The 23,773-nt window shown below is 74.1% G+C and carries 21 protein-coding genes and 3 tRNA genes; 10 read left to right on the forward strand and 14 right to left on the reverse strand.

Translation table 11 applies throughout. From position 1 onward, the window contains the following. The first annotated feature begins 20 nt into the window (after positions 1 to 20). On the forward strand, positions 21 to 650 hold the full coding sequence (locus KW076_RS12285; protein ID WP_224355576.1) for a hypothetical protein: 630 nt from the start codon (positions 21 to 23) through the stop codon (positions 648 to 650). An 82-nt stretch (positions 651 to 732) separates the two neighbouring features. Next, positions 733 to 809, forward strand: a tRNA-Arg gene (locus KW076_RS12290). Positions 810 to 827: 18 nt separating this feature from the next. On the opposite strand, the gene KW076_RS12295 is transcribed toward KW076_RS12290, so the two are convergent. The 3 genes from KW076_RS12295 to KW076_RS12305 all read right to left on the reverse strand — a co-directional run bounded on the left by KW076_RS12295 (position 828) and on the right by KW076_RS12305 (position 4,091). Then, complete coding sequence (locus KW076_RS12295; RefSeq protein ID WP_224355577.1) at positions 828 to 2,693, reverse strand: ABC transporter ATP-binding protein; 1,866 nt, start codon at positions 2,691 to 2,693, stop codon at positions 828 to 830. 49 nt (positions 2,694 to 2,742) lie between these two features. After that, entirely contained in the window at positions 2,743 to 3,237 is a 495-nt protein-coding gene (locus KW076_RS12300; RefSeq protein ID WP_224355578.1) for an HNH endonuclease, read from the reverse strand. 155 nt (positions 3,238 to 3,392) lie between these two features. Then, positions 3,393 to 4,091, reverse strand: coding sequence for a metal-dependent transcriptional regulator (locus KW076_RS12305; protein WP_224355579.1), 699 nt, complete (start codon positions 4,089 to 4,091; stop codon positions 3,393 to 3,395). Positions 4,092 to 4,219: 128 nt separating this feature from the next. On the opposite strand from KW076_RS12305, the gene serC reads away from it, so the two are divergent. Then, positions 4,220 to 5,347: a phosphoserine transaminase gene (serC, locus tag KW076_RS12310; protein WP_224355580.1), complete on the forward strand. Its 1,128-nt coding sequence runs from the start codon at positions 4,220 to 4,222 to the stop codon at positions 5,345 to 5,347. A gap of 84 nt (positions 5,348 to 5,431) precedes the next feature. Here the strand turns inward: serC and KW076_RS12315 are convergent, their stop codons facing one another. Further along, complete coding sequence (locus tag KW076_RS12315; protein WP_224355581.1) at positions 5,432 to 5,926, reverse strand: DUF3027 domain-containing protein; 495 nt, start codon at positions 5,924 to 5,926, stop codon at positions 5,432 to 5,434. Between the two features lie 5 nt (positions 5,927 to 5,931). Continuing rightward, positions 5,932 to 6,315, reverse strand: a complete 384-nt coding sequence (locus KW076_RS12320) for a cold-shock protein (RefSeq protein WP_224355582.1) — start codon at positions 6,313 to 6,315, stop codon at positions 5,932 to 5,934. Positions 6,316 to 6,498: 183 nt separating this feature from the next. Here KW076_RS12320 and KW076_RS12325 point away from each other — a divergent pair, with 183 nt between their 5' ends. The 5 genes from KW076_RS12325 to KW076_RS12345 all read left to right on the forward strand — a co-directional run bounded on the left by KW076_RS12325 (position 6,499) and on the right by KW076_RS12345 (position 10,735). Beyond that, positions 6,499 to 6,774: a hypothetical protein gene (locus KW076_RS12325; protein ID WP_224355583.1), complete on the forward strand. Its 276-nt coding sequence runs from the start codon at positions 6,499 to 6,501 to the stop codon at positions 6,772 to 6,774. A gap of 87 nt (positions 6,775 to 6,861) precedes the next feature. Beyond that, a complete protein-coding gene (locus KW076_RS12330) occupies positions 6,862 to 7,569 on the forward strand; it encodes a response regulator transcription factor (protein ID WP_224355584.1) in 708 nt (235 codons plus the stop codon). 1 nt (position 7,570) lies between these two features. Beyond that, complete coding sequence (locus KW076_RS12335) at positions 7,571 to 9,322, forward strand: sensor histidine kinase (protein ID WP_224355585.1); 1,752 nt, start codon at positions 7,571 to 7,573, stop codon at positions 9,320 to 9,322. A gap of 117 nt (positions 9,323 to 9,439) precedes the next feature. After that, the gene (locus KW076_RS12340) at positions 9,440 to 9,730 is read left to right on the forward strand and encodes a WXG100 family type VII secretion target (protein WP_224355586.1); all 291 of its coding nucleotides are present in this window, start codon (positions 9,440 to 9,442) and stop codon (positions 9,728 to 9,730) included. Between the two features lie 63 nt (positions 9,731 to 9,793). Beyond that, the gene (locus tag KW076_RS12345; RefSeq protein ID WP_224355587.1) at positions 9,794 to 10,735 is read left to right on the forward strand and encodes a DUF4031 domain-containing protein; all 942 of its coding nucleotides are present in this window, start codon (positions 9,794 to 9,796) and stop codon (positions 10,733 to 10,735) included. An 81-nt stretch (positions 10,736 to 10,816) separates the two neighbouring features. Here KW076_RS12345 and groL read toward each other — a convergent pair whose 3' ends face one another. The 3 genes from groL to KW076_RS12360 all read right to left on the reverse strand — a co-directional run bounded on the left by groL (position 10,817) and on the right by KW076_RS12360 (position 14,161). Beyond that, complete coding sequence (gene groL / locus KW076_RS12350; protein ID WP_224355588.1) at positions 10,817 to 12,448, reverse strand: chaperonin GroEL; 1,632 nt, start codon at positions 12,446 to 12,448, stop codon at positions 10,817 to 10,819. Positions 12,449 to 12,769: 321 nt separating this feature from the next. Further along, on the reverse strand, positions 12,770 to 13,822 hold the full coding sequence (locus KW076_RS12605; RefSeq protein ID WP_286670223.1) for a LytR C-terminal domain-containing protein: 1,053 nt from the start codon (positions 13,820 to 13,822) through the stop codon (positions 12,770 to 12,772). A 3-nt stretch (positions 13,823 to 13,825) separates the two neighbouring features. Further along, positions 13,826 to 14,161: a DUF3263 domain-containing protein gene (locus KW076_RS12360; RefSeq protein ID WP_224355589.1), complete on the reverse strand. Its 336-nt coding sequence runs from the start codon at positions 14,159 to 14,161 to the stop codon at positions 13,826 to 13,828. Positions 14,162 to 14,212: 51 nt separating this feature from the next. On the opposite strand from KW076_RS12360, the gene KW076_RS12365 reads away from it, so the two are divergent. Continuing rightward, the gene (locus KW076_RS12365; protein ID WP_224355590.1) at positions 14,213 to 14,890 is read left to right on the forward strand and encodes a uracil-DNA glycosylase; all 678 of its coding nucleotides are present in this window, start codon (positions 14,213 to 14,215) and stop codon (positions 14,888 to 14,890) included. A gap of 12 nt (positions 14,891 to 14,902) precedes the next feature. Here the strand turns inward: KW076_RS12365 and KW076_RS12370 are convergent, their stop codons facing one another. The 6 genes from KW076_RS12370 to KW076_RS12395 all read right to left on the reverse strand — a co-directional run bounded on the left by KW076_RS12370 (position 14,903) and on the right by KW076_RS12395 (position 22,336). Beyond that, the gene (locus KW076_RS12370; RefSeq protein WP_224355591.1) at positions 14,903 to 16,861 is read right to left on the reverse strand and encodes a threonine/serine exporter family protein; all 1,959 of its coding nucleotides are present in this window, start codon (positions 16,859 to 16,861) and stop codon (positions 14,903 to 14,905) included. A gap of 148 nt (positions 16,862 to 17,009) precedes the next feature. After that, positions 17,010 to 17,083: transfer RNA gene (locus KW076_RS12375), tRNA-Val, on the reverse strand. A 92-nt stretch (positions 17,084 to 17,175) separates the two neighbouring features. Next, a complete protein-coding gene (locus KW076_RS12380) occupies positions 17,176 to 19,095 on the reverse strand; it encodes a S8 family serine peptidase (protein ID WP_224355592.1) in 1,920 nt (639 codons plus the stop codon). A 243-nt stretch (positions 19,096 to 19,338) separates the two neighbouring features. Further along, entirely contained in the window at positions 19,339 to 21,099 is a 1,761-nt protein-coding gene (locus KW076_RS12385) for an AMP-binding protein (protein ID WP_224355593.1), read from the reverse strand. 164 nt (positions 21,100 to 21,263) lie between these two features. Beyond that, positions 21,264 to 21,340, reverse strand: a tRNA-Thr gene (locus KW076_RS12390). A gap of 120 nt (positions 21,341 to 21,460) precedes the next feature. Then, positions 21,461 to 22,336, reverse strand: coding sequence for a DsbA family protein (locus tag KW076_RS12395; RefSeq protein WP_224355594.1), 876 nt, complete (start codon positions 22,334 to 22,336; stop codon positions 21,461 to 21,463). Between the two features lie 93 nt (positions 22,337 to 22,429). Here KW076_RS12395 and KW076_RS12400 point away from each other — a divergent pair, with 93 nt between their 5' ends. Beyond that, a complete protein-coding gene (locus KW076_RS12400; protein WP_224355595.1) occupies positions 22,430 to 23,746 on the forward strand; it encodes a DUF4032 domain-containing protein in 1,317 nt (438 codons plus the stop codon). Positions 23,747 to 23,773 lie beyond the last annotated feature (27 nt).

The following is a 23,773-nucleotide window of genomic DNA, read 5'->3' on the forward strand; positions in this document are numbered from 1 at the left end:
AGCCAGGAGTGAGCGACCCCGTGTCCAAGAAGCAGAAGAAGTCCCGCCCCGCCCGCACCGGCTCGAGCGCCGCGCCCACCGCCGAGCCCCGTCGCGCCGGCCTGCACGACGTCTCCCCGCGCGCGGACCTCGCCGACGCCGCCCAGCAGGAGGGAAGCCCGGCGATGCTCATCACCGCGCTGATCGGCACCACGCTGTTCATCGGGGCCTACTTCCACCTGCTGGTCCTCCAGCAGATGACCCAGCTCACCGGCGGGCTGGCCATGCCGGACTCGATGCTCTTCTACGGCCAGGACCACGTCGCCGCCCTGTCCGCCGTGATGGACGACGCCGCCCGCGGCCAGCTCAACTGGGTGCACAAGACCGCCGGCGTGATCTTCGCCGTGGCGGTGGCCCTCACCGTGGCCGCCGTGGGCGCCTGGCGGCTGAAGCCCGTGGCCGCGAAGTGGGGGGCGCTCGCCCTCGGCGTCCTGTTCGCGGTGGTGGACATCTGGGAGGGACTCGCGATCGAGGCGGCCATCGCCGCCGGCGGCCCCGGCACGGGCCTGGCCGCCACGCTCACCGCGATCCGCTGGGTGCTGCTCGCGGTGATCACGGTGGCCGTGGTCGTGATGCTGTGGGCCGGGCGGCGTCGTCGCCCGCGCACCTGAGGCGCCCACCCCACCAGACCGCGCATCCCGCCAGACCGGCCGACCGGCTAGACTGGCCGACCGGACCGGACGCCGGTCCCCCGCCTCAGTAGCTCAGTTGGATAGAGCGACCCTCTCCTAAAGGGTAGGCCGTCGGTTCGATTCCGGCCTGGGGCACCAGATCCTCGCCCGCACGGCTCACGCGCCCTCCGCGAACTGCGTCGTGTACAGCTCCGCGTAGCGCCCGCCGGCCGCCAGCAGCGCGGCATGCGGCCCCCGCTCCACGATCCGCCCGCCCTCGACCACGAGGATCTCGTCCGCGTCCCTCACGGTGGACAGCCGGTGCGCGATCACGACGGCCGTCCGCCCGGCCAGCGCTTCCCGCAGGGCCTCCTGGATGGCGCGCTCGTTGGTGGAGTCCAGGGCCGCCGTCGCCTCGTCCAGGACCACGACGCGCGGTGCCGCCAGCAGCAGGCGCGCGATGGTCATGCGCTGGCGCTCGCCACCGGAGAGGCGGTAGCCGCGCTCGCCGACCACGGTGTCCAGCCCGTCCGGCAGGGACTCGACCACACCGCGCAGGCGGGCGCGGTCCACGGCGTCCCAGACCTCGGCGTCGGTGGCGGCCGGGCGGGCGAGCAGCAGGTTCCCGCGCACGGTGTCGTGGAACAGGTGCCCGTCCTGGGTCACCATGCCCACGGCGCGGTGCAGGTCCGCGAACGCCATGTCCCGCACGTCCACCCCGCCCAGCCGCACGGCGCCGGAGGTGACGTCGTACAGCCGGGTCACCAGCGAGGCGATGGTGGACTTGCCCGCGCCGGAGGAGCCGACCAGCGCGACGGTCCGGCCCGCGGGCACGTCCACGTCGACGCCGTGGAGCACCTCCTCCCCGCCGCGGGTGTCCAGCACCGCCACCTCCTCGAGCGAGGCGAGGGACACCTCCTGCGCGGACGGGTACGCGAAGTGCACGTCATCGAGGGTCACGGCCAGGGGCCCGTCCGGCACGGGGACGGGGTGCGCCGGCTCCGTGATCAGCGGCTCCAGGTCGAGCACCTCGAAGACCCGCTCGAAGCTCACCAGGGCGCTCATGATCTCGATGCGCGCGTTGGCCAGGGAGGTCAGCGGCGCGTAGAGGCGGGTGAGGAGCAGGGCCATCGTGACGACGTCGCCGGCGTCCAGCGTGCCCGCGATGGCCTGCAGCCCCCCGACGCCGTAGACCGCCGCGAGGGCGAGCGCGGAGACCAGGGTGAGCAGGGTGGTGAACACGGCCTGGCGTACGGAGATGTCCACGCCGGTGGCGCGCACCCGGTCCGCGCGGCGGGCGAACTCGGCCGACTCCGCGCCGGGCTCGCCGAAGAGCTTGATCAGGGTGGCGCCGGGCGCGGAGAACCGCTCCGTCATCTGGTCGCCCATGGCGGCGTTGTGCCCGGCGCGCTCCCGAGAGAGCGCGGCGAGCCGGCCGCCCACCATCCGGGCCGGGACCAGGAACAGGGGCAGCAGCACCAGGGAGAGCAGGGTGATCTGCCAGCTGGTGGCGAGCATGACCGCCAGCGTCAGCGCCAGCGAGACGGCGTTGGCCACCACCCCGGAGAGGGTGCGGGAGATGGCGGACTGGGCGCCGATCACGTCGTTGTTCAGGCGCGAGACCAGCGCACCCGTGCGGGTGCGCTGGAAGAAGGCCACGGGCATGCGCTGCACGTGGTCGAACACCCGGGTGCGCAGGTCGTAGATGACCCGCTCCCCCAACCCGGAGGAGAGCCACTTGGTGAACACGCTCAGCGCCGCGTCCGCGAGCGCGACCGCCGCGATCAGCAGGGCCAGGCGCACCACGAGGGCCCGGTCGGTGCCGCCCGTGATGGCGTTCACCACGTCGCCCGCGAGCACCGGGGACGCCACGCCGAGCACGGCGCTCACCACGGAGGCGGCGACGAACACGATGAGGCGGGCACGGTACTGCGCGGCGAACGCGACGGTGCGCCGCACGGTGCCGGGGGCCAGCGGCTGCGGCGCCGTGCCCCCGCGCTGCAGGCGCATCATCGAGACGCGCGCCACGGACTCCATGCTCATGGGGGTCTCCTGCTCCTCCGGGCCGAAGCCCCCAGTCTACGAGCGGCGCTCAGGCGGCGAACTGCAGCCAGCCCTCCCACGCGGGGGCGGGCCGCTCCAGCTCCCGCAGCCGCCATTGGACCCCGCAGGGCCGCGTCGGGACCACGCGCAGCCGCCAGCCGAGGGCGTCGAGGGAGCGGTCCGCCTTGGCGGAGTTGCAGCGCAGGCAGCAGGCCACGAGGTTCTCCCAGGTGTTCTGCCCGCCGCGCGAGCGGGGGTGGACGTGGTCCACGGTGGTGGCGTGGGCGCCGCAGTAGGCGCAGCGGTGGCCGTCCCGGCGGAGCACGCCCTTGCGGGAGACGGCGGCGGCGTCGGCGTGAGGCACGCGCACGTACTGGTGGAGGAGGATCACCAGCGGCCGGCCCCACGCGCGGGTGGGGCTGTGCATGGGCGCGTCGCCGTCCTCGAGCACGCTGGCCTTCCCCGTGGCGACGAGCAGCAGCGCCCGGCGGTCGGAGACCACCGAGACGGGTTCGTAGCCGGCGTTGAGGACGAGTGTGCGCATGACGGACCTCGGGGGATGGCGGGCGGGGCTGCACGGGCTTCTGACCCTCAGGGTAGGTCCGCCCCCGCGGGTCCGCGGCGTGTCCGTCGACGGCGGCCCGGAGTCTTCACCGGCCCGTCATCCGCGCGTCAGCCGGTGGACGCGCGACGGTGGAGTCAGAGGCGCTGCACCCACACGTGCGCGGCGGTGCCGGCCGACAGCTCGAGGGCCTCGGCGGAGCCCTCCCCCTGCACGCGCACGTAGCCGGCCTCCAGCGCCGGCTGCGCCTCGAGCACGCCGCCCGGGAGCACACCCGCGTCCTGCAGCTCGGCCAGCAGCTCCGGGTCCGCCTGCACACCCTCGGAGAGGCTGCCCACGCGGAAGCGCCCCGGCGTCGCCGCCGCCGTGGCCAGCGGCTCCCCCGCCAGGCCGAGGTCCCGGCTCCACTCGCCGGCGGACTGCGCCTCGGGCCGCGGGGGGATCGGGGTGCCGTACGGGGTGGCCGTCGGGTTCTCCAGCACCTCCAGCAGGCGCTGCTCCACGCGGTCGCTCATCACGTGCTCCCAGCGGCAGGCCTCATCGTGCACATAGGCCCAGTCCAGGCCGATCACGTCGGACAGCAGCCGCTCGGCCAGGCGATGCTTGCGCAGCACGGCCACGGCGCGCTCACGCCCCTCGTCGGTGAGCAGCAGGCGGCGGTCCGATCCCACGTGCACCAGGCCGTCGCGCTCCATGCGCGCCACGGTCTGCGAGACGGTGGGGCCGGAGTGCTCCAGGCGCTCGACGATGCGGGCGCGCAGGGGGACGGTGCCCTCCTCCTCGAGCTCGAGGATGGTCCGGAGATACATCTCCGTGGTGTCGATCAGGTCCGTCATCGCGCCGTCCTCTTTCCCGCTGACTGGTCCCGGCCATCCTAGTCGGGAGCCGCGTCACGTTCGCGGGCGGCGATCGGGGCGGCGGGAGAATGGGCAGGGCCACCGACGCCCCGCCACAGGAGGACCCCATGACCGACCCCACCGCGATCACCATCCCCCCGGAGATGCTCCCCCAGGACGGCCGGTTCGGCGCCGGCCCCTCCAAGGTGCGCCCCGAGCAGCTGCAGGCGCTGCAGGAGGCCGCCGGCCTGCTGGGCACCTCCCACCGCCAGAAGCCGGTGAAGGACCTGGTGGCCTCCGTCCGGGCCGGCGTCGCCGAGCTGTTCTCCGTCCCGGAGGGCTACGAGGTGGTCCTCGGCGTCGGCGGGTCCACGGCCTTCTGGGACGCCGCCGCGTTCTCCCTGGTCCGCTCGAAGGCCCAGCACCTGAGCTTCGGCGAGTTCGGCTCCAAGTTCGCCCGCGCCACGGACAACGCCCCGTTCCTCGAGGCCTCCGACATCCGCTCCTCCGAGCCGGGCACCCGCCCGCAGCCGGAGGCCGTGCCCGGCGTCGACGTGTACGCGTGGCCGCACAACGAGACCTCCACCGGCGTGTCCGCCCCCGTGGTCCGCCCCGAGGGGATCGACGACGACGCCCTCGTGGTGATCGACGCGACCTCCGCCGCCGGCGGCCTGGACGTGGACGTCTCCCAGGCGGACGTCTACTACTTCGCCCCGCAGAAGAACTTCGCCTCCGACGGCGGCCTGTGGCTCGCGCTCTTCTCCCCGCGCGCCCTGGCCCGGGTCGCGGAGATCAAGGAGTCCGGCCGCTGGATCCCGGAGTTCCTGGACCTGTCCATCGCGGTGGACAACTGCCTGAAGGACCAGACCTACAACACGCCCGCGCTGGCCACCCTCGTGATGCTCGACGCGCAGCTGCGCTGGATGAACGCGAACGGCGGGCTGGGGTTCACCACCGGTCGCACCGCGGACTCCGCCTCGCGCGTGTACGCGTGGGCCGAGGCGTCGGAGCACGCCACCCCCTACGTGGCGGACCCGGCCGAGCGCTCGAACGTGATCTGCACCGTGGACTTCGACGACGCCGTGGACGCCGCGGCCGTCGCCCAGGCCCTGCGCGCCAACGGCGTGGTCGACGTGGAGCCCTACCGCAAGCTCGGCCGCAACCAGCTGCGCATCGCGACGTTCGCCGCGATCGACCCGGAGGACGTCACCGCCCTGCTGGCCTGCATCGACCACGTGGTCGCCCGGCTCGGCTGATCCCTCCCCGGGCGCCACGACGCCCCGCCTCCCGGCCGTGCGGGCCGAAGGGCGGGGCGTCGTCGTGCCCGGCGTCGTGCGGGCTCAGCCGGCGTCGGGGACGCGGCCCTCGGCCACGGCGGCGAGCCGCTCGCGCTCCTCGGCGCTGACGCGGTCCGCGTAGGGCACCCACGCGGGTGCGACGACGGCGCCCTCCCCTGCCTCCAGGCCGGTCTCGCAGACCGTGACCTTCTTGGCGCGGGGGGCGCGGGCGATCGTGGAGTACCAGACCCAGCCCGTGTAGCCGGGCACCTCCGCCGCGAAGCGGTGGGTCATCAGGCGGTCGTCGTCCACCGTGACGCCCAGGTGCGGACCGACCTGGCCCTCCTCCGCCAGCTCCGTCAGGGCGGCGCGGGCCTCGTCGACGGCGGCCGCCAGCAGCTCGTCGCGCTTGGGGGCCCGGCGGCGCGGGGCGCGCGCCGAGGCCGCGGGGGCGGCGTCGGCGGCCGGTCCGGCGGGCGCGACGGCAGGGGCCTGCTCGGGGGTGTGGGTCTGCCCGGAGGTGTCGGTCTGCCCCGGGGTGTCGCTGTGCTCGGTCATCGTGCTCACGCCTCGAGGTCGTCGGCCACGCGCCGCAGCACGGCGGCGATCTTCTGCGCCTGGGCGCGCTGGGGGTAGCGGCCGCGGCGCAGGCCGTTGGAGGTCTGGTCGAGGACCTTGATGAGGTCCTCCATCAGCACCGCCATCTTCTCCGGGGAGGGCCGGTGGTTGCGCACCACGGAGGGGGCGTCGTCGAGGACCTCCACAGTGAGCGCCTGCTTGCCGCGGCGTCCCTCCGCCACGCCGAGCTCCACGCGGGTCCCGGAGCGCAGGTCGGAGACCCCGGCGGGGAGCGCGGCGGCGGGGACGTGCACCTCCTCGCCGTCGTCGGTCTGGGCGAAGCCGAACCCCTTGGCGGAGTCGTAGAACTTGATGCGGCCCGTGGGCATCGCTGGGCACCTGCCTTACTGAGTCGGGGCGTCCTGCGGCGGGGCGGCGCGACGCGGGGCGCCGGGGGTCTCCGACCGGTGCGGCCGCAGCGGGCCGCGGCATCGGCGGGACCGTCCGGGCGCGGCCTCGCAGGCCGCGGACGTGGGTCTGATCGTCCAGGATACCCGGACTACAGTGGATCCGTGCCCTCCCCCCGGACCTCCCCGCAGCCCCGTCCCGACGCCGCCCCCGCCCCCTCCGGCGCCCGCCGCGCCCTGCGTGTGCTGCTGACGGCCGGCGTCGTCCTGACCGTGGTCTCGGGGCTGGGGCTGCTGGGGGCGCTGGCCGCGTACTTCCTGCACGCCACCCCGGCGTTCCTGCCGGCGCTGTACGCCGTGAGCCTGTTCGGCCTGCCCCTGGGGTTCACCCTGATGGTGCTGCACGTCGTGCTCTCCGCGGTCCTCCGCGCCCGTTCCTGACGCGGCCGGGCCCGTCCCTGGGGGGTCCGTCCGCACCGGACAGGAGGTGTCCAGGAATCGTCCAGGCGACGGTCACACACTGGAGGCATGCAGTCCCAGACACCCGAAGCCCGGCTCCTCGTCGTGGACGACGAGCCCAACATCCGCGAGCTCCTCTCCACCTCCCTGCGCTTCGCCGGATTCGAGGTGCGCGCGGCCGGCAACGGCCGTGAGGCCCTCGAGGCCGCGGAGGAGTTCCAGCCCGACCTCGCCGTCCTGGACGTCATGCTCCCGGACATGGACGGCTTCACCGTGACCCGCCGGCTGCGCGCCGCCGGCCGGCTGTTCCCCGTGGTCTTCCTGACCGCCCGGGACGGCACGGAAGACAAGGTCACCGGCCTCACCGTCGGCGGAGACGACTACGTCACCAAGCCGTTCTCCCTGGACGAGGTCGTGGCCCGCATCCGCGCCGTGCTGCGCCGGACGGCGCCGCTGGACGACGACTCGGCGGTGCTGCGCGTGGACGACCTCGAGCTCGACGACGACGCCCACGAGGTGCGCCGCGGCGGCGAGGTGGTGGACCTGTCCCCCACCGAGTTCAAGCTCCTGCGCTACCTGATGATGAACCCCAACCGCGTGCTCTCCAAGGCTCAGATCCTGGACCACGTCTGGGAGTACGACTTCAACGGGGACGCCTCCATCGTGGAGTCCTACATCTCCTACCTGCGCCGCAAGATCGACGTCGGCGGCCGGGACAAGATGATCCACACCAAGCGCGGCGTGGGGTACATGTTCCGCACCGCCGACAAGCGCTGACATGGGCCCCCGGCTGGGCGTGGCCGCCGCGCGCCTGCGCCACCCCCGCACGTGGCTGTGGGGCTGGTGGGGTGCACGGCCCCTGCGGACGAAGCTCGTGGTGATGATCACCGCGCTGATGATGGTCCTCGTGGCCGTCATCGCGCTGGTGACCGCCGTCCTGTTCCGCACCGAGCTGCTCCGCCAGCTGGACGACGACCTCTCCCACAACCGGGACGAGGTGTCCATCTACCTGACCACCATGTCCCAGACCGGCGGGTACTACACGCCGCAGCAGTCGATCCTGCGCTTCTACGGCGTCGTGTGGGACACCTCCGGCAGGGCCGTGGTGAGCACCCCGCTCATGCCCGGCGCCGACGGTCCTGCCCTGGAGGGGATGACGCCGGAACAGGTGGACGCGCAGGGCTCGGCGTCGTTCGAGGTGCCGGGCACCACGGCGGGCTCCGACGGCTGGCGGGTGCAGCTCTACCACCTGCGCAGCGGCGAGGGCTCCCTGGCCATCGCGCTGCCGCTGCACGGCGTGAGGACCTCCGTGGAGCGGGTGGTGACGCTCGTCGTGACCATCGGTCTGCTGGGGACGGCGGTGTCCGTCGTCGCCTCCAACCTGCTCGTGGAGCGGGCCTTCCGCGCCCTGAACCGGGTGGAGCGCACGGCCGCGAAGATCGCCGCCGGTGACCTGTCCCAACGCGTGGCCTACGCGCCTCCCTCGACGGAGGTGGGCCGGCTCTCCCGCTCGCTCAACGCGATGCTGGCGCACATCGAGACCGCCTTCCGGGACAAGGAGGCATCCGAGGACAAGATGCGCCGGTTCGTCCAGGACGCCTCGCACGAGCTGCGGACGCCGCTGGTGACCATCCGCGGGTTCTCCGAGCTGTACCGGCACGGCGGGATCACCCGCGAGGAGGACGTGGCGGCGGCCATGGGACGCATCGAGTCCGAGGCGGGCCGCATGCACCGGCTGGTGGAGGACCTGCTGACGCTGGCACGCCTCGACGAGCAGCGGCCCCTGGAGCACGAGCCGGTGGACCTGCTGGTCCTCGGCATGGACTCCATGATGGACGCCTCCGTGAACGCGCCGGACCGGAAGGTCAGCCTCGTCGGCCTGGACGGCGGGCCGGCCGGATCCGCCCCGCTCATGGGGGACGAGAACCGGATGCGCCAGGTCGTGGTGAACCTGATGACCAACGCCCTGCGCTACACGCCGGAGGGCACGCCCATCGAGATCGCCGTGGGCACCCGCGACGCGTTCGGCGGGGACTCCGGCGTGGACGGGACGCGCCACTCGGTGATCGAGATCCGCGACCACGGGGCCGGGGTGTCCGAGGAGGACGCCGCCCGGATCTTCGAGCGCTTCTACCGCGCGGACGCCTCCCGGCACCGCGAGACCGGCGGCACGGGGCTCGGCCTGGCGATCGTCGCGGCGATCGTGGCGCAGCACGGCGGCTCCGTGCGCCTGCTGGAGACCGAGGGCGGCGGCGCCACGTTCTCCGTGCACCTGCCCTGGGCCGCCCTGGAGGACGACGCGGACGACGACCTGGACCTGGAGGACGACGACGCGCGGCCCGGCGCCGGGGTGCCGGCGGGCCGGCCCCCCACGGGGGGGTCCACGGCCGCCGGATCCGCGGGGGCCTTGGAGACCGGTCAGCGCCGCCGGCTGGCGTGGGCGGGCGAGCGGTTCCGCCGCGCGTCGGCTGCCCGGAGGCAGGCCCAGGCGGGGACCTCTCCTGCACAGGCCGCCCGCGACGGCGCCTGATCCCCCGGCGGGTCCCTCCGCCCGGAGGGGCCCGGAACGGCCCGCCTACAGTGGGAGCCGCGGCACCCGCCGCGCTCACGACCGCCGGGGCACCCGGCGCCTGAAGAGGGGGACCACATGACCATCGTCCAGATCGACGTCGAGGACCTGCGCGCCAAGAGCGGCGCCGTGGAGGGCTCCATCGCCCGCCTGCAGACCGAGGTGAACACCATGGAGGCCAACCTCCGCCAGCTCGAAGGCACCTGGCGCGGCCAGGCCGCCGCCAACTTCCAGGGCGTGCTCACGGAGTGGCGCGCCACCCAGGCCCGCGTGGAGGAGTCCTTGGGCGGCATCCGCCGTGCCATGGACCTCGCGGCCACCCAGTACTCGGACACGGAGGCCGCCAACGCCGCGATGTTCCGGCTCTGAGCCGGGCCCGTGCCGCGCCCCGTCGCCCGCCCGGGCGGCGGGGCGCGGTCGTAGGGTGGGCGCATGGCCGTGCTCATCGATCCACCCCGCTGGCCCGCCCACGGGACCGTGTTCTCCCACCTCGTCTCCGACGCGTCGCTGGAGGAGCTGCACGGCTTCGCCGCGGCCCACGGCCTCTCCCCGCGGGCCTTCGACCTCGACCACTACGACGTCCCGGCCCACCGGCACGCCGAGCTGGTGGCCGCGGGAGCCCTCGCCGTGGACGGCGGGGAGCTGGTGCGGCGCCTGATCCGTTCGGGACTCCGGGTGCCCGCCCGCCGGCGGGACGGCCGCGCGGAGCCCGTGCTGCGGCGCCGGTGGGCCCGGCTCTTCGCGGGGACGGACGCCTCGCCGGACGCGGTCACGGCCGCCGGGGCCGAGCTGCTGGGGCGCTGGTCCGAGCCCCACCGCCGGTACCACGCCCCCGCGCACCTGCTGGCCGTCCTCCAGGCGGTGGACCTGCTCTCCGCCGCCGGGGAGGACCTCGGGCCGCACCCCCTCGCCGTGCCCCTGGCCGCCTGGCTGCACGACGCCGTCTACACCGCCGACCCCGCCCGCGGCCCCGGCGCCGACGAGGAGGACTCGGCGCGCCTGGCCGAGCGCCTGCTCGCCGCGCCCGGCCTCGCGCTGGGGGACGACGTCGTCGCCGAGACCGCCCGCCTGGTGCGCCTCACCGCCGAGCACCGCCCCGCCCCGGACGACGCCGCGGGCGCCGTCCTCTGCGACGCCGACCTCGAAGTCCTGGGCCGCGCCCCGCACGACTACGAGGCCTACGTCGACCTGGTGCGCGCCGACTTCGCCCACGTCCCGGACGAGGCCTGGCGGACGGGCCGCGCCGCCGTGCTGGAGGGGCTCCTGGGGGCGGACCGGCTCTACGCCACCGCCGCCGGCCGCGCCCGCTGGGAGGACCCCGCCCGCGCCAACCTGGAGCGCGAGCTCGCCGCCCACCGGCCAGCACTTTCGTGAAAGAAAACGTCGCTACCGTCCCGGTAGACCGGGATGGTAGCGACGTTCTCCTCAGCGAAAACGCTGGGCGTCAGCGGGTGGTCACATCATGCCGCCCATGCCGCCCATCGGGTCCATGCCCTCGGCGCCTGCGGCGGCCTTCTCCGGCTTGTCCGCCACGACGGCCTCCGTGGTGAGGAACAGGCCCGCGATGGACGCGGCGTTCTGCAGCGCGGAGCGGGTCACCTTCACCGGGTCGTTGATGCCCGCGGCCATGAGGTCCACGTACTCGCCGGTGGCGGCGTTCAGGCCGTGGCCGGACTCCAGGGACTTCACCTTGTCGGCGACCACGCCCGGCTCCAGGCCGGCGTTGAAGGCGATCTGCTTCAGCGGGGCCTCGATGGCGACCTTCACGATGTTCGCGCCGGTGGCCTCGTCGCCCTCGAGCTGCAGGCCCTCGAAGGCCTTGGCGCCCGCCTGGATCAGGGCCACGCCGCCGCCGGCGACGATGCCCTCCTCCACAGCCGCCTTCGCGTTGCGCACGGCGTCCTCGATGCGGTGCTTGCGCTCCTTGAGCTCCACCTCGGTGGCCGCGCCGGCCTTGATGACGGCGACGCCGCCGGCCAGCTTGGCGAGGCGCTCCTGCAGCTTCTCGCGGTCGTAGTCCGAGTCGGTGTTCGCGATCTCGGAGCGGATCTGGGCCACGCGGCCGGCGATCTGGTCGGCGTCGCCGGCGCCCTCGACGATGGTGGTCTCGTCCTTGGTGATGACCACCTTGCGGGCGGTGCCCAGCAGGTCGAGGGAGGCGTTCTCCAGGGACAGGCCCACCTCGGAGGAGATGACCTGGCCGCCGGTGAGGATGGCGATGTCGGCCAGCATGGCCTTGCGGCGGTCGCCGAAGCCCGGGGCCTTCACGGCCACGGACTTGAAGGTGCCGCGGATCTTGTTGACCACGAGGGTGGCCAGGGCCTCGCCCTCGACGTCCTCGGCGATGATCAGCAGCGGCTTGCCGGACTGCATGACCTTCTCCAGGATCGCCACCATGTCCTTCACGGTGGAGATCTTGGAGTTCACGATCAGGATGTACGGATCCTCGAGGACGGCCTCCTGGCGGTCCGCGTCGGTCACGAAGTAGCCGGAGATGTAGCCCTTGTCGAAGCGCATGCCCTCGGTGAGCTCGAGCTCCAGGCCGAAGGTGTTGGACTCCTCGACGGTGATGACGCCCTCCTTGCCGACCTTGTCCAGGGCCTCGGCGATGAGGGAGCCGATCTGGGCGTCGGCGGCGGAGATCGACGCGGTGGCGGCGATCTGGTCCTTGGTCTCGATCTCGCGGGCGGCGGAGAGGAGCTCGGAGGTGACGGCCTCGACGGCCTTCTCGATGCCGCGCTTCAGGGAGATCGGGTCCGCGCCGGCGGCCACGTTGCGCAGGCCCTCGCGGACCAGGGCCTGGGCCAGCACGGTGGCGGTGGTGGTGCCGTCGCCGGCCACGTCGTCGGTCTTCTTGGCGACCTCCTTGACGAGCTCCGCGCCGATCTTCTCGTACGGATCCTCGAGCTCGATCTCCTTGGCGATGGAGACGCCGTCGTTGGTGATGGTGGGGGCGCCCCACTTCTTCTCCAGGACGACGTTGCGGCCGCGCGGGCCGAGGGTCACCTTGACGGCGTCGGCGAGGGTGTTCAGACCCTTCTCCAGGCCACGGCGGGCCTCTTCGTCGAATGCGATGGTCTTGGCCATGATGCAGTCCTTTCTGGACGGGTGCTTCGATTCGTGCCTGACCCGCAGCGGTGCCCGCGACGGACGGCCCCGGACCGGGGCCTCACCGATGGAGCAGGTCCTCCACCTCGGGCGGCCGCCGGCCGGGTACTGCTGGCAGTCGCACCGCGGGAGTGCTAGCCCCATTATGAGCACTCACCACCGGAGAGTGCAAAGCCCGCGGGCGCCCTGCGACGCCGTTCCGCAGGGGGCGAAAAGGGCCCCCGTCCGCGCCTCCTTCCGGAGCGCGGGCGGGGGCCCGGGACGGCCTGCGCGCGTCAGCGCACCGGCCGCCTGCGTGGGTCAGCGCACGACGACGACGGCGATGCCCGGCACCTGCAGGTTCGGCACCTGCTGCACCGGCATGCCCAGCTCACGGCCGACGGCCTCGGCGGCCGCCCGCTTGTCCGCGCCGTTGTACATCACCGTGTTCGAGGTGACGCGGAAGCCCGGCCAGTTGTCCGCGGTGACGCGGGTGTAGCCCGCGCCCGTGAGACGGTCGGCGTAGGAGGCGGCCAGGCCGTTCCTGCGGGTGGCGTTGTAGACGTTCACCGGGGTGGACTTCACGGCCCGATCCGCGGACTCCTGGGCCGCAGCGGACCGGGAGGCCGCGGCCGAACGGGACGCCTCCGCCGACCGGGACGCCTCCGCAGAACGGGACGCCTCCGCCGACCGGGACGCCTCCGCAGAGCGGGAGGCCTCGGCCGAACGGGACGCCTCGGCGGCGCGGGAGGCGTCCGCGGCGGCCTGCGCCGACTCGGACGCGGCACGCTCACGGGCGGCGGCGTCGGCGGAGGAGGCGTCGGCCGCGGCCTGCGCGGACTCGGAGGCGGCGCGGGCGGCGTCGTCGCGGGAGCGCTGCGCGTCCGCGGCGGCCTGGGAGGACTCCGCGGCAGCCTGGGAGGACTCGGCGGCGGCGCGGGACTCGACGGCCGCGTCGGAGGAGGGGGCCGCGGCGGACTCGGCGCCCGCGTCGGACGACGGGGCCGCCGGGGCGGCGGAGTCGGGGCCGGCGGAGGACGAGGCGTCGGAGCTCGGCGCGTCCGACGAGGACGAGGAGGCGTCGGCGGCGGGCTCGGAGGAGGAGGACGACGACGCGGCGCCGGCGACGGGCTTGTCGTCCCCGCCGTTCAGGCGCGGGAGCACCAGGCCCAGGAACAGGCCGACGAGCAGGACGGCGGCGGCGGCCGCCAGGAGCCACTTCAGGATGCCGCCGCCGGCAGCCGCCTCGGTACCGGCGGCGGTGGCGCCGGCGGCACCGGCGGCGGCCGGGGCCGCGGCGAACGACTCACGGTGTGCGCCGGACTGGTCGGTGTACTCGGGGACGTCGTCGAAGCGATCGGCGGGGTAGGCCATCGGTCATCTCTCCTGCGGGGAAGCGGGTGGGGCGGAGTTCTCGGGAGCCGGCCTCCGCCGCGCGCGGCTGCGCGTGCCGCGCGAGCGGGCCAGCCGGGACACCAGCAGCGGCTGCCGGGCCAGGGCAGCCCGGCGCTCCAGGAGCCCGTTCAACACCTGATAGTAGGCGGTCGGAGTGATCTGCAGGCGCTCTCGGATCGCGTGGTCCTTGGCGCCGCCGTGCCGCCACGTCTGCGCCTCCAGGGCGAGCACCGCCTCCTCGAGCTCCGTCAGCTCGTCCTGCGGGGTGGGCTCGGGCCCGTCAGCGGGGGCGGCGGGGCGGGGGTCGGCGTCGGGCATGGCGGCCACTCTACTGGGGCCCTCCGGGGCCGCACGGCTACGCTCGGGCCCATGGACCTGATCTCCCCGCTCGATCCCGGCTGGGCCGCCGCACTGGCAGACCAGGAGGAGGCGCTCGTCCGCGTCGGCGCCGAGCTCACCGCCCGCCGCGCGGCCGGCGAGCACGTGCTCCCCGCACCCGAACACATCCTCCGCGCGTTCCGCCAGCCCTTCGCGGACGTGAAGGTGCTGATCGTGGGCCAGGACCCCTACCCGACGCCCGGCCACCCCATCGGCCTGTGCTTCGCATGCGACCGCCACGTCCGGCCCCTGCCCCGCTCCCTCGCCAACATCCACCGCGAGCTCCACGACGACCTCGGCGTCCCGCCCGCCGCCCACGGCGACCTCTCCGCGTGGACGGACCAGGGCGTGCTGCTGCTGAACCGGGTGCTCACCGTGCGCGCGGGCGCGGCGGGCAGCCACCGCGGCATCGGCTGGGAGCAGATCACGGAGGCGGCCGTCCGCGCACTCGTCGCCCGAGGCACGCCCCTGGTCGGCCTGCTCTGGGGCAACGACGCGCGGCGCCTCGCGCCCCTCCTCACGGCGGGCGGCGCGGGCGTCGTCGAGTCCGCGCACCCCTCCCCACTCAGCGCGAGCCGCGGGTTCTTCGGCTCCCGCCCGTTCAGCCGGGTGAACGCGCTGCTGGAGGCCGCCGGGGCCTCCCCCGTGGACTGGCGCCTGCCGGACTGAGGCCGACGCCGCTCAGCGGGTGTGGCCCTCCGGCCCCGGCGTGGACCGCGCCGGGGACAATCGCTCGGTGACGGGCCGGGCCAGGGTGTCGCCGAAGACGGCGCCGGCGCCGATGCCCACGATGATCACGAGGGCGTTCACGATGCCCGCAAGCCCCGCCATGGTGGAGGCGGACTCCACGGTGAACTCGTAGAGACCGCGGAAGACGGCGAAGCCCGGCAGCAGGAAGAGGATGGCGGGCACCACGACGACGATGGGCGGCGCCCCGACCCGCAGGGCCACGATGCGTCCGGCGAACCCCACCATCGCGGCCGCGGCCGCGGGCAGCAGCTGCGCGCTCACTCCCAGGCCGGCGACCACGGTGTGCGCCGCGAACGCCGCCGCGGTCACCGCGCAGGAGGCCAGGAGGGTCCGCCAGCCGGAGCGCTCCACGACGGCGTCGCATGCCGTGGCGGCCACGACCAGGGCCAGGAGCAGGGTGGTGGGGTAGGCCGTGGACTGGGTGGCGGCCAGGTCCAGGCGGGCGATGCCCAGCATGTCCGTCAGCCCGACGGCCACCATGATCCCGGCCATGATCCCGATGAAGACGAGCATCGCGGAGATGAAGCGTCCCGCGGCAGTCACCGGGAAGCCGTTGATCGCGTCCTGCACGGCGGTGACGAACCGTGAGGTGGGCAGGAGCATCATGATCCCGCCGGCCACCACGATGGCCGGGTTCACCGGCACGTGCAGCGCATAGGCGCCGAGGGCGATCAGCGTGGCCAGGAACGCCCCGATCATCACGGAGTAGATCTCCGGCAGGAACACCGAGGTGCGCGTGTGCAGCCAGAACACGAACCAGGTGGAGACCATGCCCAGCAGGGAGCCCTGCCACGTGCCCCCGATGAAGGGGATGAAGCAGGCCACGAACACCCCGGCCAGGAGGATCTCCACAGCGGGCGGGTACGGCTTGGGACGCCGGCGGATCTCCACCAGCCGACGCTGCGCCTCGGCGCGCTCCAGGGTGCCGTCGGAGATCTCCTCGACCAGCCGGTGCACGGCCACGAGGCCCTCGAAGTTCGTGGAGTAGGTGCGGACCACGCGCTGCAGGGTGTACGGCACCTCGCCGCGGGACGAGTCCGGGGCGTAGTTCAGGGAGATCGCCTGGTTGGTCAGGTCCACCTCGGTCTCGTGGATGCCGTACGCCTGGGTGACCACGATGATCGAGGTCTCCACGTCCAGGGAGGTGGCGCCGAACCCGAACATCGTCTCCCCGAGCTTGAGGGCGAAGTCCAGGGTGGTGCGCGCCTCGAGCGCGGCGGCCTCGGTGTCCCTGCGCTGGCGCAGGGTGGAGCGCATCCGCTTGCCGTACGGCGAGGCCTGCAGCCGGTCCACCAGGACGATCGCCTGGGTGGGCAGCACCTCCTCGAACACGGCACGGTGATCCTCCCGGGTGCGGCGCCGCCGCCGGCGGCCGCGGGGCTCCTCCGGGCCGTGCTGCTTGAGGGGGTCCGGGACCACGACGTCCGGGACGGCGGCCGCGGCCTCCTGTGCGGTGGGCGCGTCCCCCTCCGCGGGGGCGAGCACCGAGGTGGGCACGGGCTCCGAGAGCGGGGGCGCGGTCAGGGGCGCGTCGGCGGCGGGGGTCGGCTCCTCCTCCGGGGCCGGGGCGGGCTCGGGTGTCGGCAGCGTCTCGACGGGCACGGTGGGCGCGGCCACCGGCGCCAGCACGGGAGGGAGGACGTCCTCGGGCCCGGGCTCCCGCGCGGGGGCGGCGGCCAGGTCCACCCCGTCCCCGGCCGGCGCGTCCCCGTCGGAGGCCCCGGCGGGCGTCCGCGCGTCGGCGGGCCGGAGCACCGGCAGCAGGGCGACGTGCACGGCGGGCTCCGCCGGGGCGGAGCCGGCGGCGTCCGGGCGGGTGCCGGCTCGGCGGGCGCCCTGCGGGACGCCGCCGTCCTCCGGGGAGCCGTCCTGCGGGGCCAGCGGATCCACGCTCCTCACCGGGTCCTTCCTGGGGTTCCTGTCCGGCCCGAGGGGGCCGGTCCCCTGGGCCGGGCCGCGACGCGGCTCCGCCCCCATCCAATCACGCCCCCGGAATGCAGGAAGGGCCCCCCGAGACGGGGGGCCCTTCCTGCGGCGGTGGATCTTACTGGACTCGAACCAGCGACCTCTCGCGTGTGAAGCGAACGCTCTAACCAACTGAGCTAAAGATCCGGGCGGAACGACCCATTGCCGGGCCGGACGACTCGAAGGACTCTACACCGCGCCGCCGCGCTGGGCAAATCCGCCGCCCGGCCCGGACGGGGTCAGCCGGCCTTCACCGAGACGTCGTCGATCCGGAAGGTCGTCGCGCCGCTGCCGTCCTCCGTCCCACTGAAGGAGATCGTCACCGTCTTGCCCGCGTAGGCGGAGAGGTCGGCCGCCTGGGCGAGGTAGCCCCTGCCCTTGTCCAGGTTGGAGTGGGTCCTCAGGGTGGTGGTCGTGGCGCCGTCGCTCACGGAGACCGTGAGCTTGTCCCACTGGCGGGCCGTGGTGGTCTCGGCGGAGTCCACGCGCACGGCGTAGCTCAGGGTGGCGGCGGCGCCGGCCGGCAGGACGGCCTTCTGGGTCAGCGTGGCCGTGCTGGTGCCGCCCTTGCCGTTCAGCGCGGCGTGGAGGGAGCCGGTGGCGGACAGGCCCGCCGTGGAGGAGGCGGCCACCCGGCCGGTGGCGGTCCAGCCGGTCAGGCCGCTCTCGAAGCCGCCGTTGACGAGCTTCTCCGCGCCGGGGACGGGGGTCACGGGGTGGGGGTCCGTGGTGCCGCCGCGCAGGGATGCGAGGGTCTTGGCCGCGTCGACGAGCCCGGCGCCGCAGCCCTCGGCGCACACGCCCGGGATCGGACGGGAGTTCGTCTTGAGGGAGGACTCCACCTCGGCGGGGGTCAGCGTGGCGTCCTCCGCCAGCATCAGCGCGACGGTGCCCGCCACGTGGGGGGTGGCCATGGAGGTGCCGTTGTACTGGGCGTAGGCGCCGGCGGTGGGCGTCGTCGTGCCCGCGTTCACCGTGGAGATGATGCCGGAGCCGGGGGCCGCGACGTCCACGGCCGAGCCGTAGTTCGAGTACGAGGCGCGGTTGCCGTTCACGTCGGTGGCGGCCACCGTGATGGTGTTCTGGCAGTTGGCCGGGCGGGCGTTGGCGGCGGACTGGTTCTCGTTGCCGGCCGCGACCACCACGGGCACGCCGCGGCCCACGGCCGCGTTGATGGCGTTCTGATAGGTGGTGCCGCAGGTGCCCTGGCCGCCGAGGGACATGTTGATCACATCCACCGGGGTCGGGTTGGCCGGCACGCCGGGGACGGAGCCGCCGGAGGACCAGACGATGGCGTCCGCGATGTCCGCCAGGGTGCCGCCGCACTTGCCGAGCACCCGCGCGTGCTGGACCTTCGCGCCCGGGGCGACGCCGACGACGCCCTGGGTGTTCGCCACGGCGGCGACGGTGCCGGCCACGTGCGAGCCGTGCCAGGACGAGTTCGAGGCGCGGGACTGGCCGCACTCGCCCGCCAGGTACCAGTCGCCCTCGTCCCGCGGGTCGGCGTCGCGGCCGCCGCCGTCCCGGGCGGTGGTGGCGTCGGAGATGAAGTCGTAGCCGGGGACGGTGTTGGCGTTCAGGTCCGCGTGGTCCGTCTGGCCGGTGTCGATCACGCCGACGATGGCCCCGGTGCCCGTGCTCACGTCCCACGCCCCCGGCACGCGCATGCCGTTGACGCCGGTGAAGCCCCACTGGTCGGCGTAGTACGGGTCCGCCGGCGAGAGCGCCGCCCGGGTCATGATCACGTTGGGCTCCACGGCCTCGACGGCGCCGGAGGCCCGGAGGTCGGCCATGAACGCGGCGGACTCCTCCTGCGTGAGCTTCTCGTCGGTGGCGATCACACGGGAGCCCAGCGCGGTCTCGCGCAGCTCCTTGACGCTGACGCCGGCCTCCCTGGCGGCCCTGCCCCACGCCTTCGCGCGGCCCTGGGCGGTGCTGTTCGCGGCGGTCTCCCGGTAGGTGACGATGAACGAGTCGTAGCCGTCCGCGTTCGGGTCGGCCAGGGGCGCGGCGGCGGCCGGGGAGGTGCGCGCCGGCTCGGCGGGGCGCTCGGCCGCGGCGAGGGTCGGGGCGGCGGTGAGCGCGGTGCCCGCGAGCACGGCGGCGGCGAGCAGGGAGCCGACGCGGCGCCGGGCGGAGGGGGAGGTCAGAGCGGTCACGGGAACTCCTCGGGAGGGGGCGGGGCCACCGATGCGACGACGACCGGGGACTCCGGCGCCGGGTGACCCGGACCACACTAGGATCGCGCATCCGCCTCCGACCAGGGCGTTCCGGCAAGTGTGGCCGATGGTCCAGGCCTCGCTGGCCGATGGTGCCACGCGGACCTGGCCGATGGTGCCGTCCGGGGCGGCACCATCGGGCAGACCCGACCCCTCGTCAGGGGCGCCGCACAGGCTGCGGCCTCAGGCGCGCCGCTGACGGCGGATGCCGAGGTCCTCCTCGCGGTGCTCGACCCCCAGCCCCGCGACGCCGGCCCGGCGCTGCTCCTCCTCGGCGCGCAGCTCCACCCTGCGCACCTTGCCGGAGACGGTCTTGGGCAGGGGCCGGAACTCGATGCGGCGGATGCGCTTGTACGCCGGGACGCGGTCCGTGACGTGCTGGAGGATGGCCCGGGCCGCCTCCTCCCCCGGCTCGTGACCGGCGGCCAGCGTCACGAACGCCTTCGGCACGGACAGGCGCAGCTCGTCGGGCGCCGGGACCACGGCGGCCTCCAGCACGGCCGGGTGGGTCATCAGCACCGACTCCAGCTCGAACGGGGAGAGCTTGTAGTCCGAGGACTTGAACAGGTCGTCGGCGCGGCCCACGTACGTGTAGATGCCGTGCTCGTCGCGGCGGGCGATGTCCCCCGTGTGGTAGACGCCGTCGCGGAAGGCCTCGGCGGTCTTCTCCGGGTCCCCGTGGTACCGCTGGAACAGGCCCACGGGGCGGGGGTCCAGCCCCACGCAGATCTCTCCCTCCCCCTCGCCGTCCACGCGGTCGCCGGTCTGCGGGTCGCGCAGCTCGATGTCGAAGCCGGGCAGTGGGCGGCCCATCGCGCCGATCACCACGCGCTGGCCGGGGGTGTTGGCGATCTGCAGGGTGGACTCGGTCTGGCCGAAGCCGTCGCGGACGGTCACGCCCCAGCCCCGCTGCACCTGGTCGATCACGGCGGCGTTGAGCGGCTCTCCGGCGGAGATCGCGTTGCGCGGCGGGGCCTGCAGCTGGGTCAGGTCCGCCTTGATGAGCATGCGCCACACGGTGGGCGGGGCGCAGAAGCTCGTCACCCCGCCCTCGTCCATCGCGCGCATGAGGGTGGCCGCGTCGAACCGACGGAAGTTGAGCACGAAGATCGTGGCCTCGGCCAGCCACGGGGCGAAGAACGAGGACCAGGCGTGCTTGCCCCAGCCCGGGGAGGCCACGTTCAGGTGGACGTCGCCGGGCCGCAGGCCCACCCAGTACATCGTCGAGAGGTGCCCCACGGTGTAGGAGGCCTGCGTGTGCTCCACGAGCTTGGGCAGGGACGTGGTGCCGGAGGTGAAGTAGAGCAGCAGCGGGTCGTCGGCGGAGGTCGGCGTCTCGAGGGACCACGTGCCGGCGAACGAGGCGGCGTCGCCGTAGGAGTGGACGGGGTGGCCGGGGACCTCCGGGAGGGCGTGCTCGGCCTCGGAGGCGTAGACCCCGGGCACGTGGATCAGGGTGCAGTCCCCGACGACGTCGGCGAACTTGACGAGGTTGCCCGCGTTGGCGATCGCCCATCGCGCGCCGGCGCGGTCCACGCGGTCCTGCAGGTCGGCGGCGACCAGCTGCGTGGTGGTGGGGATGACCACGGCGCCGATCTTCATGCAGGCGAGCATGGCCTCCCAGAGCTCGACCTGGTTGTCGAGCATCACGATCACCGTGTCTCCTCGGCCCACGCCGAGGTGCTGGAGCCAGCCGGCCACGCGGTCCGTGTCCGCGGACATCCGCGCGTAGCTGCGGCGCAGGACGGTGCCGTCCTCCTCGACGATCACCAGGGCGTCCTGGTCGGCCCGCTCGGGGGTGGCGGCGACGGCGTCGAACCAGTCGCTGCCGAAGTTCACGGTCTCGAACCGGGGCCACTCGAACGCGGCCCGGGCGCCGGCGTAGTCCTGCTGGTGCTCCACGAGGAGGTCGCGGGCGGCGCGCAGTCGGGCGGTGACGGACATGGGTGGACCTCCTGTGGGACGTGGAACGCATCACACAGTAGGGCGGGGATCCGCGGGATCGGGGGCCGGACGGGACCCGGTGAACCGGCCTTCACGGGGGCGGGCGACGACGACGCGGGCGTCATGCGGGGGCGGGCGGATTCGTGACCTTGGTCACGTCCAGGTGGAGCCCCCTACCGGATTCGAACCGGTGACCCTCTGTTTACAAGGCAGATGCTCTGGCCAGCTGAGCTAAGGGGGCGTGCCCGGGCTGGGCCGCGGGCGGTCCCAGCCTAGAGCAGGAACGACGGGGGCGGGGCCGCACCGGTGCCGGTGCGACCCCGCCCCGCGGGCTCCGAGCGCGCGGCCCGGGCGGAGGGCGTCAGCCCTCGACCATCGGCTTCGCCCAGTCCACGAAGGACTTGTCGCCGCCGTCGGTGGACCAGTTCTTCCCGTTGACGAACACGGTGGGCGTGCCGGCCACGCTGGCGGCCTTGGCCTTGTTCGTGGCCCACTCCACGGCGGGGCGGTACGTGTTGTCCTTGAGGCAGCCCTCGATGTCCACACCGAGGGCGTCGGCGCGCTGGATCAGCTCGTCGTCGGACAGGCCCTTGCCGCCGTGGCCCTCCCAGGCCATGAACAGGCCGGTCGTGAACTCGTTGTACGCCTCGGGCTTGGCGGCGGCCACGCAGTAGGCGGCGTTGGCCGACCGGGCCGAGTAGTTCTTGTTGTTCGGGGCGCTGAGGAAGTTCACCATGCGGTACTCGACGGTGGCCTTGCCGTCCCTCAGCCAGGACTGCAGCTGCTCGGAGTTCTGCGACTCGAACTCGGCGCAGTGGACGCAGTTGAAGTCGGCGTAGACCACGATCTGGGCCGGCTCGCCGTCCGCGGGCTCCCCGGCGGCGGGGATCGTCGTCAGCTCCTCCGGGGCCGTGGCGGTCTCGGGCACGGCCACGGAGGAGGAGTCCACCTGACGCTCGCTCTTCCCGGAGTCCGCGAGCGCGGTGGCGGAGGTCATCTCGACGCCACCCTCCTCGTTCACGACGCCGGGCACCGGCCCGGTGGCGGAGATCTCGGTGCCCTGGTTGCCCTTGACCACGAATCCCACGATCAGGCCGATCACGAGGACCGCGGCGAGCACGGCGCCCCAGATCGTGGCGGTGCGGCGGCGGCGGGCCTTCTTCTGCTGGTCCACCTGCATCTGACGGGCGCGGGCGCGGGCGTCCACCTCGGACGGCGCCGGGTTCCTGCTGGCCACTGGTCCTCCTGGATGGGTCGGGGCCGGATGGGTCGGGGCGAGCCTACCCGCCGCACCTGGGAGGGCCGCCGGGGCGTCTGCGATGATCGGCGGATGGACGAGCACGAGCAGCCCCGGACCGACCCCGCCGACCGTCTCACCGTCACCGCCGCGCCTTCGGGGGACGCCTCGGAGGATCCGGCCACGTCCCTGCTGGCTCTGCCCTGGGAGCGGCCGCTGGAGGACTGGCCGGCGGAGGTGCTCGCCGCGCTGCCCCGCGGCATCTCCCGACACGTGGTGCGGTTCGCGCGGATGGGCGCGGGCGTCGTCGCGGTCAAGGAGACCACCGAGGAGCTCGCGTTCCGGGAGTACCGGCTGCTGCGGGAGCTCGAGGACCGCCCCAGCCCGTCGGTGGTGCCGGTGGCCGTGGTCACCGGGCGCACCCGCGAGGACGGCACCGCGCTGCCCGCGGCCCTCGTGACCCGGCACCTGCGCTTCTCCCTGCCCTACCGCGCCGTGTTCTCCGAACGCATGGAGCGGCGCACCCTGGTCCGCCTCATGGACGCCCTGGCGCTGCTGCTCGTGGAGCTGCACCTGGAGGGGTTCTTCTGGGGGGACGTCTCCCTGTCCAACGTGCTGTTCCGGCGTGACGCCGGCGGGTTCGCCGCGCACCTCGTGGACGCCGAGACCGGCGAGCTGCGCGAGCGGCTCTCCACCGGTCAGCGCGAGCACGACCTCGACGTGGCACGGGTGAACATCGGCGGGGAGCTGCTGGACCTGCACGCCAGCGGGCTCGCGGACCCCGACGTCGACGCGATCGCCACCCCGGACCTCTTCGTGGAGTCCTACCGGCAGCTCTGGCAGCAGCTCACCGAGCCCACCGTGTTCCCCCGGGGGGAGCCGTGGCGCATGGACCGCCGGTTCCGACGCCTGACCGAGCTGGGCTTCGAGGTGGAGGAGTACTCGCTGCGCGCCGCGGACGCCCCCGGGATGATGGTGGCCCAGCCCACCGACGTGAACTCCGGCTACCACCGGCGCCGCCTCGAGCGGCTCACCGGGCTGCACGTGCAGGAGAACCAGGCGCGGCGGCTGCTCGTGGACATCGAGGCGGCCCGCCGCTCGTGGGACCCCTTCATGGACATGGACCACGCCGCGCACCGCTGGGTGATCGAGGTGTTCGACCCCGTGGTGCGCTCCGTGCCCCTGGAGCTCCGCGCCAAGCTCGAGCCGGCCGAGGTCATGCACCAGCTGCTGGAGCACCGCTGGTACCTGTCCGAGGCGCGCGGACAGGCCGTGCCCCTGGACGAGGCCGTGGACTCCTACGTGGAGACCGTCCTGCGCGCGCGGCGAGACGAGGACGCCCTCGCCCTGCACCCCACCACCACGATGCTGCGGGCCGTCCCCGCCCCGGAGGCGGACCCGGAGGGCTGACCGAGCCGTCGGACGCCCCCGGGGCCG

Origin of the sequence: Micrococcus porci, assembly GCF_020097155.1 — a bacterium.
Taxonomy (GTDB): Bacteria; Actinomycetota; Actinomycetes; order Actinomycetales; family Micrococcaceae; genus Micrococcus; species Micrococcus porci.